Origin of the sequence: Nostoc sp. GT001 (assembly GCF_030382115.1) — a bacterium.
Lineage (GTDB): Bacteria > Cyanobacteriota > Cyanobacteriia > Cyanobacteriales > Nostocaceae > Nostoc.
In genome coordinates this window covers 841,096-857,797 of the sequence record NZ_JAUDRJ010000003.1, presented here as the reverse complement: position 1 = coordinate 857,797, position 16,702 = coordinate 841,096, and the positions used below count along the sequence as shown (strand labels likewise).

13 protein-coding genes and 1 pseudogene are annotated in these 16,702 nt (G+C 43.0%); 8 read left to right on the top strand and 6 right to left on the bottom strand.

The window, feature by feature from the left end; all coding sequences use genetic code 11:
• Window positions 1-279: 279 nt before the first annotated feature.
• The 3 genes and pseudogenes from psaA (at window position 280) to QUD05_RS06615 (ending at window position 5,543) form a co-directional block, all read left to right on the top strand.
• A pseudogene (gene psaA, locus QUD05_RS06625) lies at window positions 280-2,540 on the top strand (photosystem I core protein PsaA).
• 134 nt (window positions 2,541-2,674) lie between these two features.
• Window positions 2,675-4,900: a photosystem I core protein PsaB gene (psaB, locus tag QUD05_RS06620; RefSeq protein ID WP_069070059.1), complete on the top strand. Its 2,226-nt coding sequence runs from the start codon at window positions 2,675-2,677 to the stop codon at window positions 4,898-4,900.
• A gap of 172 nt (window positions 4,901-5,072) precedes the next feature.
• Window positions 5,073-5,543: an REP-associated tyrosine transposase gene (locus tag QUD05_RS06615; RefSeq protein WP_289795378.1), complete on the top strand. Its 471-nt coding sequence runs from the start codon at window positions 5,073-5,075 to the stop codon at window positions 5,541-5,543.
• An 84-nt stretch (window positions 5,544-5,627) separates the two neighbouring features.
• On the opposite strand, the gene QUD05_RS06610 is transcribed toward QUD05_RS06615, so the two are convergent.
• Window positions 5,628-6,041 carry a tetratricopeptide repeat protein gene (locus QUD05_RS06610; RefSeq protein ID WP_289795377.1) on the bottom strand — a complete coding sequence of 138 codons (414 nt, stop codon included), beginning with the start codon at window positions 6,039-6,041 and terminating at the stop codon, window positions 5,628-5,630.
• Between the two features lie 285 nt (window positions 6,042-6,326).
• On the opposite strand from QUD05_RS06610, the gene QUD05_RS06605 reads away from it, so the two are divergent.
• Window positions 6,327-7,214 carry a DNA-methyltransferase gene (locus tag QUD05_RS06605; protein WP_289795376.1) on the top strand — a complete coding sequence of 296 codons (888 nt, stop codon included), beginning with the start codon at window positions 6,327-6,329 and terminating at the stop codon, window positions 7,212-7,214.
• Window positions 7,215-7,311: 97 nt separating this feature from the next.
• Here the strand turns inward: QUD05_RS06605 and QUD05_RS06600 are convergent, their stop codons facing one another.
• A complete protein-coding gene (locus tag QUD05_RS06600; RefSeq protein WP_289795375.1) occupies window positions 7,312-7,524 on the bottom strand; it encodes a hypothetical protein in 213 nt (70 codons plus the stop codon).
• 906 nt (window positions 7,525-8,430) lie between these two features.
• Between QUD05_RS06600 and QUD05_RS06595 the strand changes: the two genes are divergently transcribed.
• Both QUD05_RS06595 and QUD05_RS06590 read left to right on the top strand, forming a co-directional pair.
• Complete coding sequence (locus tag QUD05_RS06595; RefSeq protein ID WP_289795374.1) at window positions 8,431-9,486, top strand: SGNH/GDSL hydrolase family protein; 1,056 nt, start codon at window positions 8,431-8,433, stop codon at window positions 9,484-9,486.
• A 131-nt stretch (window positions 9,487-9,617) separates the two neighbouring features.
• Entirely contained in the window at window positions 9,618-9,974 is a 357-nt protein-coding gene (locus QUD05_RS06590) for a DUF4864 domain-containing protein (protein ID WP_289799897.1), read from the top strand.
• 25 nt (window positions 9,975-9,999) lie between these two features.
• Here the strand turns inward: QUD05_RS06590 and larE are convergent, their stop codons facing one another.
• Window positions 10,000-10,827, bottom strand: coding sequence for an ATP-dependent sacrificial sulfur transferase LarE (gene larE / locus QUD05_RS06585; RefSeq protein ID WP_289799896.1), 828 nt, complete (start codon window positions 10,825-10,827; stop codon window positions 10,000-10,002).
• Between the two features lie 91 nt (window positions 10,828-10,918).
• A complete protein-coding gene (gene hrmK / locus QUD05_RS06580; RefSeq protein WP_289795373.1) occupies window positions 10,919-12,811 on the bottom strand; it encodes a hybrid histidine kinase/response regulator HrmK in 1,893 nt (630 codons plus the stop codon).
• Window positions 12,812-13,018: 207 nt separating this feature from the next.
• Here hrmK and QUD05_RS06575 point away from each other — a divergent pair, with 207 nt between their 5' ends.
• Window positions 13,019-13,885 carry a branched-chain amino acid ABC transporter permease gene (locus QUD05_RS06575; protein WP_289795372.1) on the top strand — a complete coding sequence of 289 codons (867 nt, stop codon included), beginning with the start codon at window positions 13,019-13,021 and terminating at the stop codon, window positions 13,883-13,885.
• Window positions 13,886-13,906: 21 nt separating this feature from the next.
• On the opposite strand, the gene QUD05_RS06570 is transcribed toward QUD05_RS06575, so the two are convergent.
• The gene (locus QUD05_RS06570) at window positions 13,907-14,047 is read right to left on the bottom strand and encodes a photosystem I protein PsaX (RefSeq protein ID WP_289795371.1); all 141 of its coding nucleotides are present in this window, start codon (window positions 14,045-14,047) and stop codon (window positions 13,907-13,909) included.
• A 151-nt stretch (window positions 14,048-14,198) separates the two neighbouring features.
• Window positions 14,199-15,143, bottom strand: a complete 945-nt coding sequence (gene lipA, locus QUD05_RS06565) for a lipoyl synthase (protein ID WP_289795370.1) — start codon at window positions 15,141-15,143, stop codon at window positions 14,199-14,201.
• A 234-nt stretch (window positions 15,144-15,377) separates the two neighbouring features.
• Between lipA and QUD05_RS06560 the strand changes: the two genes are divergently transcribed.
• Entirely contained in the window at window positions 15,378-16,028 is a 651-nt protein-coding gene (locus QUD05_RS06560; RefSeq protein ID WP_289795369.1) for a response regulator, read from the top strand.
• Window positions 16,029-16,702 lie beyond the last annotated feature (674 nt).

Below are 16,702 nucleotides of genomic sequence, written 5' to 3'. Positions count from 1 at the left end.
TGTTATTCTTTGTAAATTAAAATGGTTAATCTATTGACTTTTAGACAAATAGTTTGACGTTAAAAGGCAGATAAGGCGGGAATTCCAGCAATATTCCACCAAGTTTGAATTATTGTTAAAATATCTCCAACAAAGTGCAGGTGAAGACTCTATAATTCAACGAGAAACAACTCTCCACATAGGGTCTTCATCGCGGCTTCAGTAAAATTCTGAGTATCCGGTAATGGTTCACTTTGTGGTATTCATGATTCCTCATTCCTTATCAAGAGAGGAGGTCAAATGACAATAAGTCCTCCGGAGCGAGAGGAAAAAAAGGCAAGAGTAATCGTTGATAATGACCCAGTTCCAACCTCATTTGAGGCATGGGCAAAACCTGGACATTTTGACAGATCCTTAGCCAGAGGTCCCAAAACCACCACATGGATTTGGAACCTGCACGCACTCGCCCATGATTTTGATACACATACAAGCGATTTAGAAGACATATCCCGCAAGATATTCTCAGCCCACTTCGGCCACTTAGCCGTAGTGATGGTTTGGTTGAGCGGGATGATTTTCCACGGCGCGAAGTTTTCTAACTACGAAGCTTGGTTAAGCGACCCATTGAACGTTAAACCAAGTGCCCAAGTTGTTTGGCCCATTGTCGGGCAAGACATTTTAAACGGTGATGTTGGCGGTGGTTTCCACGGTATTCAAATCACCTCCGGTTTGTTCCAAGTATGGCGTGGCTGGGGGATTACAAACTCCTTCCAGCTTTACTGCACAGCGATCGGTGGATTGGTATTAGCAGGCTTGTTCCTATTTGCTAGGCTGGTTCCACTACCACAAACGCGCTCCCAAACTGGAATGGTTCCAGAATGTGGAGTCGATGCTGAATCACCACTTGCAAGTACTGCTAGGTTGTGGTTCCTTGGGATGGGCAGGTCACTTAATCCACGTGTCCAATCCGACCAACAAGCTTTTGGATGCAGGTGTTGCTCTCAAAGACATCCCCTTGCCCCACGAGTTCATCTTGAACAAAGACTTGTTGACCGAGTTGTATCCCAGCTTTGCTGCTGGTTTAGCACCTTTCTTCACCTTGAACTGGGGTCAGTATGCTGACATCCTGACCTTCAAGGGCGGTCTGAACCCGGTAACAGGTGGCTTGTGGATGACTGACATTGCTCATCACCATTTAGCGATCGCAGTTCTCTTTATCGTTGCTGGACATCAGTACCGTACCAACTGGGGTATTGGTCACAGCATTAAAGAGATCCTCGAAAACCACAAAGGTCCTTTCACCGGCGAAGGTCACAAAGGTCTCTACGAAAACCTGACCACATCTTGGCACGCTCAGTTGGCTACTAACCTAGCCTTCTTGGGTTCGCTGACCATCATCATCGCGCATCACATGTACGCGATGCCCCCCTATCCATATTTGGCAACTGATTACGCTACACAGTTGTGCATATTCACTCACCATATTTGGATTGGTGGCTTCTTGATTGTTGGTGGAGCGGCTCACGCTGCGATCTTCATGGTGCGGGATTACGATCCAGTTGTGAATCAAAACAACTTGCTGGATCGGGTGATTCGTCACCGTGACGCGATTATTTCTCACCTGAACTGGGTGTGTATTTTCCTTGGCTTCCATAGCTTTGGACTTTACATCCACAACGACACAATGCGTGCATTGGGTCGTCCTCAAGACTTGTTCTCTGATACAGGGATTCAATTGCAGCCAGTATTTGCCCAGTGGATACAAGGTATCCACGCCTTGGCTCCTGGTACAACTGCACCTAATGCCCTAGAACCAGTTAGCTATGTCTTTGGCGGCGGTGTCTTGGCTGTTGGCGGTAAAGTGGCAGCTGCACCCATTGTTTTGGGCACAGCGGACTTCCTAATTCACCACATTCACGCTTTCACCATTCACGTCACCGTCCTAATTCTGCTCAAAGGTGTACTGTACGCCCGTAGCTCTCGTCTGATTCCAGACAAAGCAAACTTGGGCTTCCGCTTCCCTTGCGACGGCCCCGGTCGTGGCGGTACCTGTCAAGTCTCTGGTTGGGATCACGTATTCCTCGGACTTTTCTGGATGTACAACTCCCTGTCTATTGTAATTTTCCACTTCAGGCTGGAAGATGCAATCAGATGTTTGGGGAACCGTAGATGCAGATGGGACTGTAACTCACATCACTGGTGGTAACTTCGCCCAAAGCGCCATTACCATCAACGGTTGGTTACGAGACTTCTTGTGGGCACAAGCTACACAAGTCATCAATTCCTATGGCAGCGCGCTATCTGCCTATGGTCTACTCTTCTTAGGCGCTCACTTTGTCTGGGCATTCAGCTTGATGTTCCTGTTCAGTGGTCGCGGCTACTGGCAAGAACTGATTGAGTCCATTGTTTGGGCGCATAACAAACTGAAGGTAGCACCAGCAATTCAGCCTCGCGCTCTGAGCATTATTCAGGGTCGGGCTGTAGGGGTAGCTCACTACCTCTTGGGAGGAATTGCCACAACCTGGGCATTCTTCCATGCACACATCCTTTCAGTAGGGTAGCAATCAGTTGTGGAGTGCTGAGTGCTGAGTGCTGAGTGCTGAGAAAATACTCAAAACTCAGAACTCAGGACTCAAAACTCAGGACTCAAAACGCTGGTATTTGATGGCTAAAGGTCAGAGGATTTATTAAACCTATGGCGACAAAATTTCCGAAATTTAGCCAGGATCTCGCACAGGATCCGACGACTCGTCGGATATGGTATGCGATCGCTACAGGCAACGATTTTGAAACCCATGATGGCATGACGGAAGAAAATCTTTACCAAAAGATTTTCGCAACTCACTTCGGTCACTTGGCAATCATCTTCCTGTGGGCATCCAGCCTCCTGTTCCACGTAGCCTGGCAAGGTAACTTTGAACAGTGGATTAAAGATCCCCTTCACATCCGTCCCATCGCCCATGCGATTTGGGACCCCCACTTTGGTAAACCAGCGATCGAAGCTTTTACCCAAGCGGGCGCTAGCAATCCGGTAAACATTACCTACTCTGGTCTTTACCATTGGTGGTATACCATCGGTATGCGGAATAACGGCGAACTGTACAACGGTTCAGTGTTCTTGCTATTATTCGCTGCTGTATTACTGTTTGCTGGTTGGCTGCACTTGCAACCCAAGTACCGTCCTAGCTTGGCATGGTTTAAGAGCGCGGAACATCGCCTAAACCACCACTTAGCAGGTTTGTTTGGTGTTAGTTCATTGGCATGGGCTGGTCACTTAATTCACGTTGCTGTCCCCGAAGCTCGCGGTCAGCACGTAGGTTGGGATAACTTCCTAAATACCCCACCCCATCCAGCAGGTTTGACACCATTCTTTACAGGCAACTGGGGTGTTTACTCTCAAAACCCTGACACTCCTGGACATATCTTCGGGACATCGCAAGGTGCAGGAACTGCAATTCTGAGTTTCTTGGGTGGTTTCCATCCCCAGACAGAAGCTTTGTGGCTGACTGACATCGCTCATCACCACCTAGCGATCGCAGTTTTATTCATCGTTGCTGGTCACATGTACCGGACAAACTTTGGGATTGGTCACAGTCTCAAAGAAGCATTAAATGCCAAGAGTTTCTTTGGTATTCCTGTTGAAGGCCCGTTCAACCTACCTCACCAAGGTATCTACGACACCTACAACAACTCCCTGCACTTCCAATTAGGTTGGCACTTAGCAGCGCTAGGTGTTGTTACTTCCCTGGTAGCGCAGCACATGTACTCCATGCCTTCCTACGCATTTATTGCGAAGGACTACACAACTCAGGCAGCGTTGTACACGCATCACCAGTATATTGCTGGATTCCTGATGCTTGGTGCTTTTGCTCACGGAGCAATCTTCTGGGTACGTGACTACGATCCAGAACAAAATAAAGGCAACGTACTTGACCGCGTATTGAAGCACAAAGAAGCGATTATTTCCCACCTCAGCTGGGTATCCCTTTTCTTGGGCTTCCACACCCTTGGTTTGTACGTACACAATGACGTAGTAGTTGCTTTCGGCACTCCTGAAAAGCAAATCTTGATTGAGCCAGTATTTGCTCAATTCGTCCAAGCTGCTAACGGTAAAGTACTGTACGGTTTAGATGCTTTGCTATCTAACCCCGATAGTATTGCTTACACAGCATGGCCTAACTACGCTAACGTTTGGCTTCCAGGTTGGTTAGATGCCATCAATGCTGGTACTAACTCCCTGTTCTTGACAATTGGCCCTGGCGACTTCTTGGTTCACCATGCGATCGCTCTAGGTCTGCACACCACCACCTTGATCTTGGTCAAAGGTGCCTTGGATGCCCGTGGTTCTAAGCTGATGCCCGATAAAAAGGACTTCGGCTATGCCTTCCCTTGTGACGGCCCCGGTCGTGGCGGTACTTGCGACATCTCAGCATGGGATTCCTTCTACCTCGCTACATTCTGGATGCTCAACACCATTGGTTGGTTGACCTTCTACTGGCATTGGAAACATCTAGGTATTTGGCAAGGCAACGTAGCTCAGTTCAATGAGAACTCTACATATCTCATGGGCTGGTTCCGCGATTACCTCTGGGCTAACTCTGCTCAGTTGATTAACGGTTACAACCCCTACGGCGTGAATAACCTGTCTGTCTGGGCTTGGATGTTCCTATTTGGACACCTAGTTTGGGCTACTGGCTTCATGTTCTTAATCTCCTGGAGAGGTTACTGGCAAGAGTTGATTGAAACCCTTGTTTGGGCACACGAACGCACTCCTCTAGCTAACTTGGTTCGCTGGAAAGACAAGCCCGTTGCTCTGTCCATTGTTCAAGCTCGTGTAGTTGGTCTAGCTCACTTCACTGTTGGCTACGTCGTAACTTACGCAGCATTCTTGATTGCTTCTACTGCTGGTAAGTTCGGTTAATTTCGGCTGCTAGTTTTGTAGGTAAGTAATTTAAATCCCCTGCCGCAAGGTGGGGGATTTTTTTTTGGGTTTTAGGTGGGGAGGATGGGAAAAATAAAGAAGGGGCGGGCAAGATGCCCACCCCACAAGAAAGAAAAGTTGCAGAAAAATTACAAATAGTTTTGTATTCTGAATGCAAGAGCCAAAGTTGAAAATTTTTCGGAGAAGATTACCTCGTTGGGAGTTAGATGGGGCGGTTTATTTCATTACCTTTAATACTTGGGAAAAGTTAGAACTTACCCTAGAAGCTAGAGAAATAGTTTTTAATTCTTGCTTGTTTTTTGATAAAAATAGATATCGTATATTTGTCCTTGTAGTAATGACAAATCATGTGCATCTGCTTATTCAACCTTTACTCAAATCGGAAAAGGAGTTTTGGTCATTGAGTAGCATTATGAAAAGTATTAAAGGTTATAGTGCTAAACAAATTCCCAAAGTGATGAAACATATAGGAACAGTTTGGCAAGATGAAAGATATGACCGTATTGTTAGGAATGACCAAGAGTTTCAACAATATTGGGAATATATCAGAGAAAATCCTGTAAAAGCAGGACTATCATCAAGCCCAGAAAATTACCCCTTCTTTTGGCAACTCCCTGAATAATCTCACTTATCACATTCTCTCTTCTCTTGTGGGGTGGGCATCTTGCCCGCCCCTTTGTAGCCTTAAGTGCCAGTCTAGAATTGACTATTGAATCAATTTAATTCTCTCTATTGTCTCTAAATATTTTTTTGTATCCCCTTGTTGTAAATAAAGGTTAGCAGCTTGCTGCCAATCTTTAATTGCACCTTGTTTGTCTCCTAAGTCATAGCGGAGAAAAGCTCGATTATTGTAGGTAGTAGCATTTTTTGCGTTTAACTGAATCGCTTTATCAATGTATAACTGTGGATTTTTAGAATCTAGCTTAATAGCTGTGTTAAGGTCGTCTAAAGCTGATTTGTAATTTCCAGAAGCCCTGTGAGCGTTACTTGACTTAATATACTTTGATGGAGAAGTAAAATTAGTATAGTTAAACCAGATTATACTCACTCCTATAATTGCTGCACCTATATAAGGTATTAAAGAATATTTAGACTTGTGATTATCTAAGTTGCTTGTCATATAAATCACACCGATTTCTTGATTGAATAGAATTTTTTCTGAGAGTAAAAATTTTTTGTAGCATTGTCGGTATTATACTAATGTGATGTACCAAATTTTTGATATTATGCTGATATAAATACTGGCTACCCCTGACTTGACATTATATGCCGGATAATCTTGATGCTTTTATGGGGTAGGCATCTTGTCAATAACCAAGGGCGGGCAGGATGCCCACCCCACAAGAGATTATTGGATACTATTTTTGATTTGGAAGTCCCCAAAGCCGGGATAATTTTATAACTCTTGAACTTACAACAAATAAATTTAAAATCATATTACACCCAAAATCACGGCGCAATATATCTAGGTGATAGCCTAGAACTAATTAAGTCTATTGAAAACAACAGTATTAATCTCATCCTCACCTCACCTCCATTTGCACTGACCCGCAAAAAAGAATACGGTAATGAAACCGCTGAAAAATATATTGAGTGGTTTCTACCTTTTGCTTATGAATTTAAAAGAGTCCTGGCAGATAATGGCTCATTCGTATTAGATTTAGGCGGCGCTTACCTACCAGGTAATCCCGTGCGGAGTATCTACCAATACGAACTTTTAGTGAGGTTATGCAAAGAAGTAGGTTTCTTTCTTGCTCAAGAATTTTACCACTATAATCCGGCTCGACTGCCAACCCCTGCTGAGTGGGTGACAATCAGACGAATTCGCGTTAAAGATTCAGTCAATACAGTTTGGTGGTTGTCTAAAACCCCGCATCCTAAAGCAGATAACAGAAAAGTTTTAAAGCCTTATAGCCAAAGTATGAAACAATTACTCAAAAATGGTTATAAGGCAAAAATACGTCCTAGCGGACATGATATTTCTGATAAATTTCAAAAGGATAATCAGGGGGCAATTCCGCCAAATTTGCTAGAAATTGCGAATACTGAATCGAATAGCGCTTATTTACGACGCTGCAAAACAGCAGAAATTAGACCCCATCCAGCACGTTTTCCGCAAGGTTTCGCCGAGTTTTTCATCAAATTCTTAACTGATGAAGGTGATAGGGTATTAGATCCATTTGCAGGTTCTAATACAACTAGCTTTGTTGCTGAAACTCTGCAACGTCGATGGATTTCTTTTGAAATTAATGAAAATTATGTAATGGGAAGTCGTTACCGATTTAGCCAATAACCAAATTAAGTAAAGAGTCAGGAGTGAGAAGTTAAAATTGATAACCCTTCGGCAGGCTCAGGGCATCGCTTATAACTCTTAACTCATAGCTACTCAATTAAATGTCCCCATTCACCTGCATTTGATGAACTTGATCGGCTAGCTCTTGACGACCTCGGTCATCTAGTTTATCAATAGCTAACATCCCCATGAGAATAACTTCTTTCAGGGTCAAACGTGTCGAATGTGCCTGTTTTTGCACAATCTCTTTAATAATGGGACTGACACCAATCGCTGTACTAGCTCTTGCCACAGAAGAAAAGGAAAACACTAATGATTAAGCCTAAATCTTAGCACTTTCAATGAGGTTATTTTCTAGAGTGAAAACTTAATTTAAATGTGTTTCAACTCATACTTCAATGAGTAAACATAAATTTTAAATTATGTATAATGAGTTCTCGAATTCTCAGTATGGCAAACGTCGTACTTGCTCATTGAAGACATATCATCGTATGATATCAATATTCTCAACAGTTATAATTTTGCCTATTTCTCCAAAATTTCCACCAAGTCCTCAATTGTAAAATTAAAGGCATGAGCTAATTTGTATATAACTGTAAAGTCAACTGTTGCCATTTTACGACGACACTCATAACTTATAACTGGGCTGCAAATTATCCCAGAACGGTCAGAAGAAAGTTCTTTGCTTGACCANNNTTTTACTTGTGCTAGTTCTCCAATCGTTAATCTGAACTAATCACATCTTTTAATAACTGGTGCATTTGCACTGCTTAATTTCACATTATAAAGTGAAAAATGTAGACGTGTTCGCGTAGTGTCTTGCAGAGAAACGGCTTGTCGATCAACTCTCACGCGATCGCGACAATTGACTAAAATCTAGAAACCTAAAATCTAATGTCCTGAGATCCTCAAAATCACTCACTAATCGCCTAGTTTGCAAACACTTGCAATATTTGTGCAAACTGAGTTATGAAAAGTAGTCGGCTGAAGAAAACAGTGCCCTCAGTAGAAGTATTCGCATAAACGAGACTTGTATACCACCGGGAAAACCGTACTTTAAAGAGATCGTAAATTGTCAGATATAATCTCATGAACACGCTTTACAGAACTATACAGCGTAAATAAGAATAATAACTTAACCGAAGTAAAATTTTCCTGAATACAGCCAATTAATGCCGTCATAAGGAAAAGCAGTGAGTAGAGGAGAGAGAAAGCGATGAGGGACCCTTATCTGTTGGCAGCAGGCTTGTTAACAGGATTAGCAATACCAGCATCGGCTCTTCCACATCTGTCAATTGTCCTGCCAGAAAGTTCTAGATTCCTGTGGGATTTAAAACAAGGTTCACAGACAATAGTCAGTACAAAAATTATCAAGAGCGTTGATCTCTCCTTACCCGAACTCAGCGGCCAAGCGTTCCAACCCCTAAAAAGTTCGCAGCCAATAGTAAGTGAGAAAAACGTCCCTAGCGTACCAGAATTCAGCAGTCAGGGATTACCAGTATCAACAGAGTCATCACTCAACCCCAGCACCCAAGCAACAAGCCTCTTATTGACATCTGGAAATCAACTTTACTACCAAAGATTGGCAGCTCTGAAAACAGGTCAGATTTATACACGCGTAAATAGTGATAATTTGCAATCATTGTGGGAGTCGATCAAGAAACGTCAGCTAACTTATGATGACTGGAAAAGTTTATTAACTTTAGAAGCAAGAGCGATCGCTCAAGGTCAAGGTGCCAATCATCTAAGTATTTTAGTTGGTGATTCTTTGAGCATGTGGTTTCCCAGAGAAAAACTGCCTGCTGGTAAATTGTGGCTGAATCAAGGCATATCTGGAGATACTTCTACTGGCGTTTTAAAAAGATTGGGGGCATTTTCAGCAACGCGCCCAGATGTTATTTACCTCATGGCTGGGATTAACGACCTACGAAAAGGCGCTAGTGATGACACAATTTTGCATAATTATCGCCGGATTGTCCGGCGTTTACGCCAGACTCATCCCAAAGCTCAAATCATTGTCCAATCAATATTGCCTACTCGTCTACCAAAAATTTCTAATAGCCGTATTCGTCATCTCAACATCCAACTAACCGTGATTGCTAAACAAGAAGGCGCTAATTATCTCAATATTTATAGCTGGTTTACGGATATGGAAGGTAATTTGCGCCCAGAATTAACCACAGATGGGTTGCACCTGTCTCAAGAGGGATATGATGTGTGGCGAACGGCACTACAGCAGATAGAATACACACTCACTCAGCGNNNGAATTGAGCGATCGCTTTGCCGCACTTGGAGCGATGTCTACGATGGTCATTGAGCCTTGTCGTACCCCTCCGGGGAAGCAAGCTACGCGCAGCGTCTCGNNNAGAAGTGCGGGCTGCGCCTACGCAATTTTTAAATTTATGGAAGTTACTGATACCGATGCCATCAACATACGTTCTGTAATTGAATACCAATTGGCAGCCTTTAAAAAAGATGATGCTCAAGGCGCTTTTGCCTTTGCTAGTCCGGCGATTCAGGCGCAATTCGTAACCCCAGAAAATTTTATACAGATGGTAAAGACAAGCTACCCAGCAGTATACCGTCCTCGTTCTGTATTTTTTGAAAAAATAACAACCATCCAGGGAAACATAACTCAACCAGTGTTGCTACTTGCTCCTGATGGAGTTCCCTTGAGGGCTTTATATTTTATGGAAAAACAGCCCAATAATATCTGGAGAATTAACGGTTGCTTTCTAGTTTCTCTAGAAGGTAAATAAACTTTATATTTATAAAACTAAAATCCTATACTTTAACGCCCAAGGCTTCCCTATTTAAAACCTGATTTAACTTACCGCTACGATAACCTTCTAAATCTAAGGTTACGTAGATAAATCCAAAATCTTGAAATGCCGAAACTAGTGTTTGTAAATCATTAGTTAATACAAACTCTTTGATTTGTTCTGGTGGTAATTCAATACGTGCTGTATCCCCTTCCGATCGCACGCGTAAATTCTGCCAACCTAGCTTTCGCAGATAAATTTCTCCTCTGCCGACTCGTTGCAACTTAGCGACAGTAATTTCTTCACCGTAAGGAAACCGGGAACTGAGGCAAGGTTGAGCAGGTTTATCCCACCAAGGTAAACCGAGTTGTTGCGAAAGTTGGCGAACTTCTATTTTAGTGACACCCACTTCTGCTAAAGGCGATCGCGCACCTCTTTCCTTAGCCGCCTGAATTCCTGGGCGATAATCATGCAAATCATCAGCATTTACCCCATCCACCACATAAGGATAACCCAGTTCTAAAGCTAAAGGTTTGAGAGTGTCGTGCAACTCGCTTTTGCAAAAATAACAGCGGTTAACCGGGTTAGAGGTGTAATTGGGATTTTCCATCTCGTGAGTCTGGACAATTTTATGAGGAATCCCAATTGTTGCAGCTTGAATTTTCGCGTCTTCCAATTCTTCTGGTAACAGCGAAGGAGAAACAGCCGTGACAGCTAAAGCGCGATCGCCCAACACATCATAAGCAATTTTGGCAACCAAAGTGCTATCAACGCCCCCAGAGTAGGCAATCAACGCTTGCTCCATTTCTCTAAATAAAGCTCTTAATTGCTCAAATTTTTCTGTCAGCATCATTTCCCAATCCTGCCAAAACCTTACAGCACCCAATCATTTATATTGTAGTCATTAGTTATGGAGCATTGGGCACAAGAGGCAGAGGGATTTACTGTAACTTCCCCTCTGCTCCTCTGCTCCCCTGCTCCTCTGCTCCCCTGCTTCTCTGCTCCTCATCAACCAACATTGGTGCTTGACTATACTTAGCCACCAGACTAGCTAAAAGTGGTAAATCAATTGGTTTAGAAATATAGTCATTTACTCCAGCCGCTAGACAGGTTTCGCGATCGCCTTTCATCGCCATTGCTGTTTGAACAATTACCGGAATCTTCCCATATTGTTGATGTTCTCGCAGTTGTTGTACCAAGTTAAGACCATTTTCATCTGCCAAACAAACATCCATTAAAATTACCGCTGGTTCTAACTGTGCTAGGGCTTCCCACATCTCGGCAGCATTCTTAACCCAAGTCACTTGATATCCCAATTTACGTAAATAAATTTGCATCAAGTCAGCATTGGGTAAATCATTTTCTACCAGCAAAATTTCTACAGAAGAACTAGGTGTCAAAGGCAGAGGAAATGAGGGTAAATTTGCTTCCCCTGCTTCCTCATCTACCCTGACTTCCATCTCTTGCTTAAGAGGAAGTACAAGAGTAAAACGGGAGCCACGATCTATTTCCGATTCAACTTTCACCGAACCACCGTGAATTTGGGCGAGTTTCTGAGTCACTGCTAAACCCAAACCAGTACCTTCAATACCATCTGCTACGGCCTTGGCAATTTGGAAATATGGCTGAAACAGTTGAACTTGGTCTTCCTGGGAAATGCCAGTGCCAGTATCCCAAACTGTAAAATGCACAAATACACCTTTGGAAGCAATCTGTAAGCCAACACTTCCTTTACTGGTAAACTTTAGGGCGTTGAAGAGTAAATTCAACAACATTTGCTTGAGTCGTAAGGGGTCAGCTACTAAGGTTGTAATATCGGGTTCAAGTTCTAAGCACAGTTTCAAACCCTTATTAGCAGCTTTCTCTTTCACCAGTGCCAAAACATTGTTACACAGCAGTGGCACATCTACTGTTTCCCACTGTACTTCTAGCTGATTTGCTTCAATTTTAGAGAGATCCAAAATATCATTAATCAGCGCTAGTAAATGTTTACCGCTAGACTGAATGATATTTAAATACTCTTGCTGACGTTCTTTACTTGGTTCGTACCCTGGAGCTAAAAGCAGATGGGTAAACCCAATAATGGAACTAAGCGGTGTGCGAATTTCGTGGCTAGTGTTTGCCAGAAACTGATTTTTCAGTTGATTAGTGCGCTCCAATTCTTGATTAGAGTTACTTAACTGTTGACACCGTTGCGGCCAAGACAAGATGTGTCTAAGTTGTACTAAGGCTGTACTACAGCATTTGGCAGACCTTGTTATCAATTGCGATCTGAGTTGAGCTTGCGATTCTATGAACGACTCATGATGAGGACTTAGGGGCGCTGTGGCAAGAATTAGCCAGCCGATAACGCTGCCAGAATCATCCGCCAACCGCCAAGCGCTAGGTAGTTGTTGATTCTCAAGCTGTTGCAAATCTTCAAGTTTTATCACCTCTTGCAATCTCAACAGCAGCTTTTTTTCTGCTGTCAACACTTCTAGAAATAAAGGTGGTGAATTTGGGGATGGAGAACGAGAAATATAACAAACTGTGGCAAAATTTTCTTGTGTTTGACACATAGCGATGCCTACGGCACATTCTGTAAGTGCCAGATTACTGCTATGAACAGCACTATTAATCTCGTTAACCACGGTTTGGAAAATTTCCGCTTGTGCTGCTTCTGGCTGTGGGACAGAGTTACAAGCAGAAAGCAAGCAATCATTAAGGCGACTTTGCAACTGGTTTAAGCTGCTCTCCAGCCACAGTTGCGCGCGAAGTTGCTCAATTGTTGTCAAAAGTTTTGGCGTTGCATCTATCAGTGAGTTCTGGTCTGGTAAGCTTGAATACTGCTGCATGGTCAACTAGACCGCTGAACAAGTTTAGCTACGCATAAAAATCCCAACAGGATTTTATGTATATTAGCGGACAATTCTTTTTTATTTATAAACGATAACTTATGTTGTTATAAACCATAACTTATGATGTCGAGTTTAGCAGCTACTCCAAAAAAAATTATTGTATGAACCACTAACCTAAAATTTGTTCAACGCAACTTAAGACTTATGGATGCACAATTCGCCCAACTAATCGTGAATGGGATTGCGGTGGGGAGCATTATTGCTCTAGCCGCAGTCGGACTGACTCTTACTTATGGAATTTTACGGCTATCTAACTTTGCTCATGGTGACTTTCTCACTTTAGGAGCCTATCTAACTTGGTTGATAAACAGCATTGGAGTCAATATTTGGCTGTCGATGATCCTAGCGGCTGCGGGAACAGTAGCAGCAATGCTGTTATCGGAAAAGCTACTGTGGTCAAAGATGCGCTCTATCCGTGCTACTTCGACTACGCTGATTATTATTTCTATTGGACTTGCCTTATTTCTTCGCAATGGAATTATTTTTATCTGGGGTGGCAGGAACCAAAATTATAATTTACCTGTTACTCAGGCTTTAGATATTTTGGGTTTAAAGATACCGCAAAATCAATTATTGGTATTAGGATTGGCGGTACTAGCAATTTTGGCGCTGCATTACCTGCTGCAAAATACCAAAATTGGTAAGGCGATGCGAGCAGTTGCAGACGATCTTGACTTAGCGAGGGTTTCAGGTATCAATGTCGATCGAGTAATTTTCTGGACTTGGGTAATTGCTGGCACTCTTACGTCATTGGGCGGCAGTATGTATGGGTTAATTACAGCTGTGCGCCCGAACATGGGATGGTTCCTAATATTACCATTATTTGCCTCAGTAATACTTGGTGGAATTGGCAATCCCTACGGTGCGATCGCAGCAGCTTTTATCATTGGCATCGTCCAGGAAATCAGCACTCCTTGGCTGGGTTCACAATACAAACAAGGTGTAGCACTGTTAATCATGATTTTGGTGCTGCTCATTCGTCCCAAAGGTTTATTCAAAGGAACGATTTGAGCAGCACCATTCCACTTCTAATTATTCAATAATGTGGAAATACCAGGCTGCTACCAGGAAATTGATAGCTAACAAGAACAGTGCCCAGCCTGTGCGATAGGGGTAGGGAGGTTTAGCTCCACTGTCGGCAACTGGGGAATTCTTCGTTGTTTTAGCGGTCATAATGCGATTCTCCTTATGTCATGACTTTTTAAGAAATACCAAACTGGGGTACCAAATACTCAAATTCTTTAAGAATATTTGTGTGAAGTTAAGAATTGGCATTAGGCATGGGACATTGGGCACGAGAGGCAAAGGGGCAGAGGAAAAAAACTTACTGCAACTTCTCCCCTGCTCCTCTGCTCCTCTGCTCCTCTGCCTCCTCTCCAGCATGATAGGAACTGCGAACCAGAGGTCCAGAACGAACATGGTTGAATCCCATTTCCCATGCTAATCTGCCAAGCCGATCGAATTCCTCTGGAGTCCAATATTTTTGGACTGGCAAATGTTCAAGAGTTGGACGCATATACTGCCCAATAGTCAAGCGATCGCATCCCACAGCCCTTAAATCAGCCATTGCTTCAATTACTTCATCAACTGTTTCTCCGTGTCCTAGCATCAAACCTGATTTGGTGGGAATTGTCGAATCGATTTCTTTAACTATAGCCAGCACCAAGAGCGAGCGATCGTACTTGGCTCCCCGACGCACTGGGCCAGTTAACCGCCGCACTGTCTCAATATTGTGATTGAAACAAGCTGGTTTGGCTTTCACAATCATCTCTATCCGCTGGCGTTGACCTGATTCCCCAACACCAGCACCACCCCAAAAATCTGGGGTCAGCACTTCAATTTGAGTCTCTGGATTCAATTGGCGGATAGTCGCGATCGTCTCTACAAAGTGTCCTGCACCTTGATCGGGCAAGTCATCACGGGCTACAGAAGTCAACACCACATAACGCAATCCCAAAAGCTGCACCGCCTGGGCAACCTTTTCAGGTTCCTCTAAATCAAGAGGCATTGGTGCATGACCTTTATCTACTTGACAGAAAGCACAAGAGCGTGTGCATGTAGGCCCCATTAGCAAAAAAGTTGCAGTTTTTTGGGCATAGCACTCTCCGCGGTTAGGGCAGCGTCCTTCTTCGCAAATCGTGTGAATTTGGCGCTGCTTAATAATGCGTTGTACGGTAGAGATTTCACTGGCTTTACCAATTGGGCGACGTAACCAGCTAGGCATTGCCTTAATTTCAGACTTTAGTTCGGCTTGTTGTGACGAAATCATAAACATCCAAGCAAGATGCGGATATAGATGTAGTGGTCTGTTGATTAAATATCACAATGACACAAATTTAAAAGAGCACAAGCAAAAGTTTTGCAAAACACCTCTAACAATGTCATTTATACCGAAATATACTATCCCCCAATTGCTAGAAATTATGTATATAGTGGGAGGATTCTCAAGGACAATCGGCAAAGCCGCTATTTACACTTATAGTTTCTGTTAGAGCAAACAGTCGTGGCAAGCAACAAGATTTTAGTTATCGATGACACTACAGTTGTCAGGGTAAAAGTACGAGAAATGTTGCCTCCGGGCAATTTTGAGGTACTAGAAGCAAAAGACGGTGTGGAAGGACTAAATTTCATCCTTCAGGAAAAACTCAGCCTGATTATGCTGGATTTCCTGTTACCTAAAATGAGTGGCTGGGAGGTTTTCCAGAAAGTTCAAGCCGATCCAGAATTAAGGAAAATTCCTTTAGTGATCATGTCTGGTCGCAAGGAAGAGGTGACTGAAAAAATCACAGAACCATTTGAATATTTTGAATTTCTGGGCAAGCCTTTTGATCAGAAACAACTAATTGGCGCTATTAAGTTAGCTATGGCTAAAGCGAAACAGCCACGCCCAGAACTAGTAGCAGTAGGGGCAGGGGTTGCTGTCAAAAATGGCACAGTAGCAACCTCTAGTGTCCCCAATGGTACGGTAGTAGCTCCTAGCGTTGCAAACTCTAGCGTCGCAGCCCCCAGCATCACAACCCCCAGTACTGGAGGAGTCTCCGAGGCAGAAATTAATGCATTGAATGAGAAAATTGTCAAAATGCAAGCAGAAATTGATGGTTTGAAGAAACAGCTAACTCAGGTGGTGACTTTTATTAAACAAAAAATCAAGTAGTATTTGTGCTGGTTATTATTATCGCAGCCAAAAATACACCATCTATACTGGTGTCCGATTAAAAGCGGATAAAAATAGTTAGTTCAAAAACACTTATGTTGATAAATCATCATTATTTAGTGAGGTACAGCTTAACCTAAGCCCGGTAAAGCTGTACTTTATCTTACCTCTTAGTAAGTTTGGAGAAGGGTTATGTTGATATTTTGATATGTACTTCAGTTGATGAGAAAACACTACAGTTTAAGATTCAGATATTTAGTAAAAAAATATATTAAAAGTCATATTTTCTAATACAAATTAAACACAAAAATCCTCTTTCATGATGAGGATAGTCTTTGCGCAGGAATAATAAGCCATAGAAACAATAATTATGAGCATAGTCCAATACGATTCAGTTAAGGCTAAAAGTCGTGTAAATTAAGCATTGTCTCAAGAATGAAAATGAGCGTGTGGTGCATCTCAAAGATTTCTCATTGGTGTCTCCAGATATACAAAGTAGTGAAGTACTGAAAGCAATCGAGATAGCGATTCCAGCTTTTGCCATCGAACAGGTGATGCCTTTGGCAAGCCGCTTCTCTACGAGACGCTGCGCGAACGCGTCTACGTTAAGCTGATGTGCAGCTAAATTTTATAACACGAAAACGTAAAATTATTGTAGTGCGGGCATCTTGCCC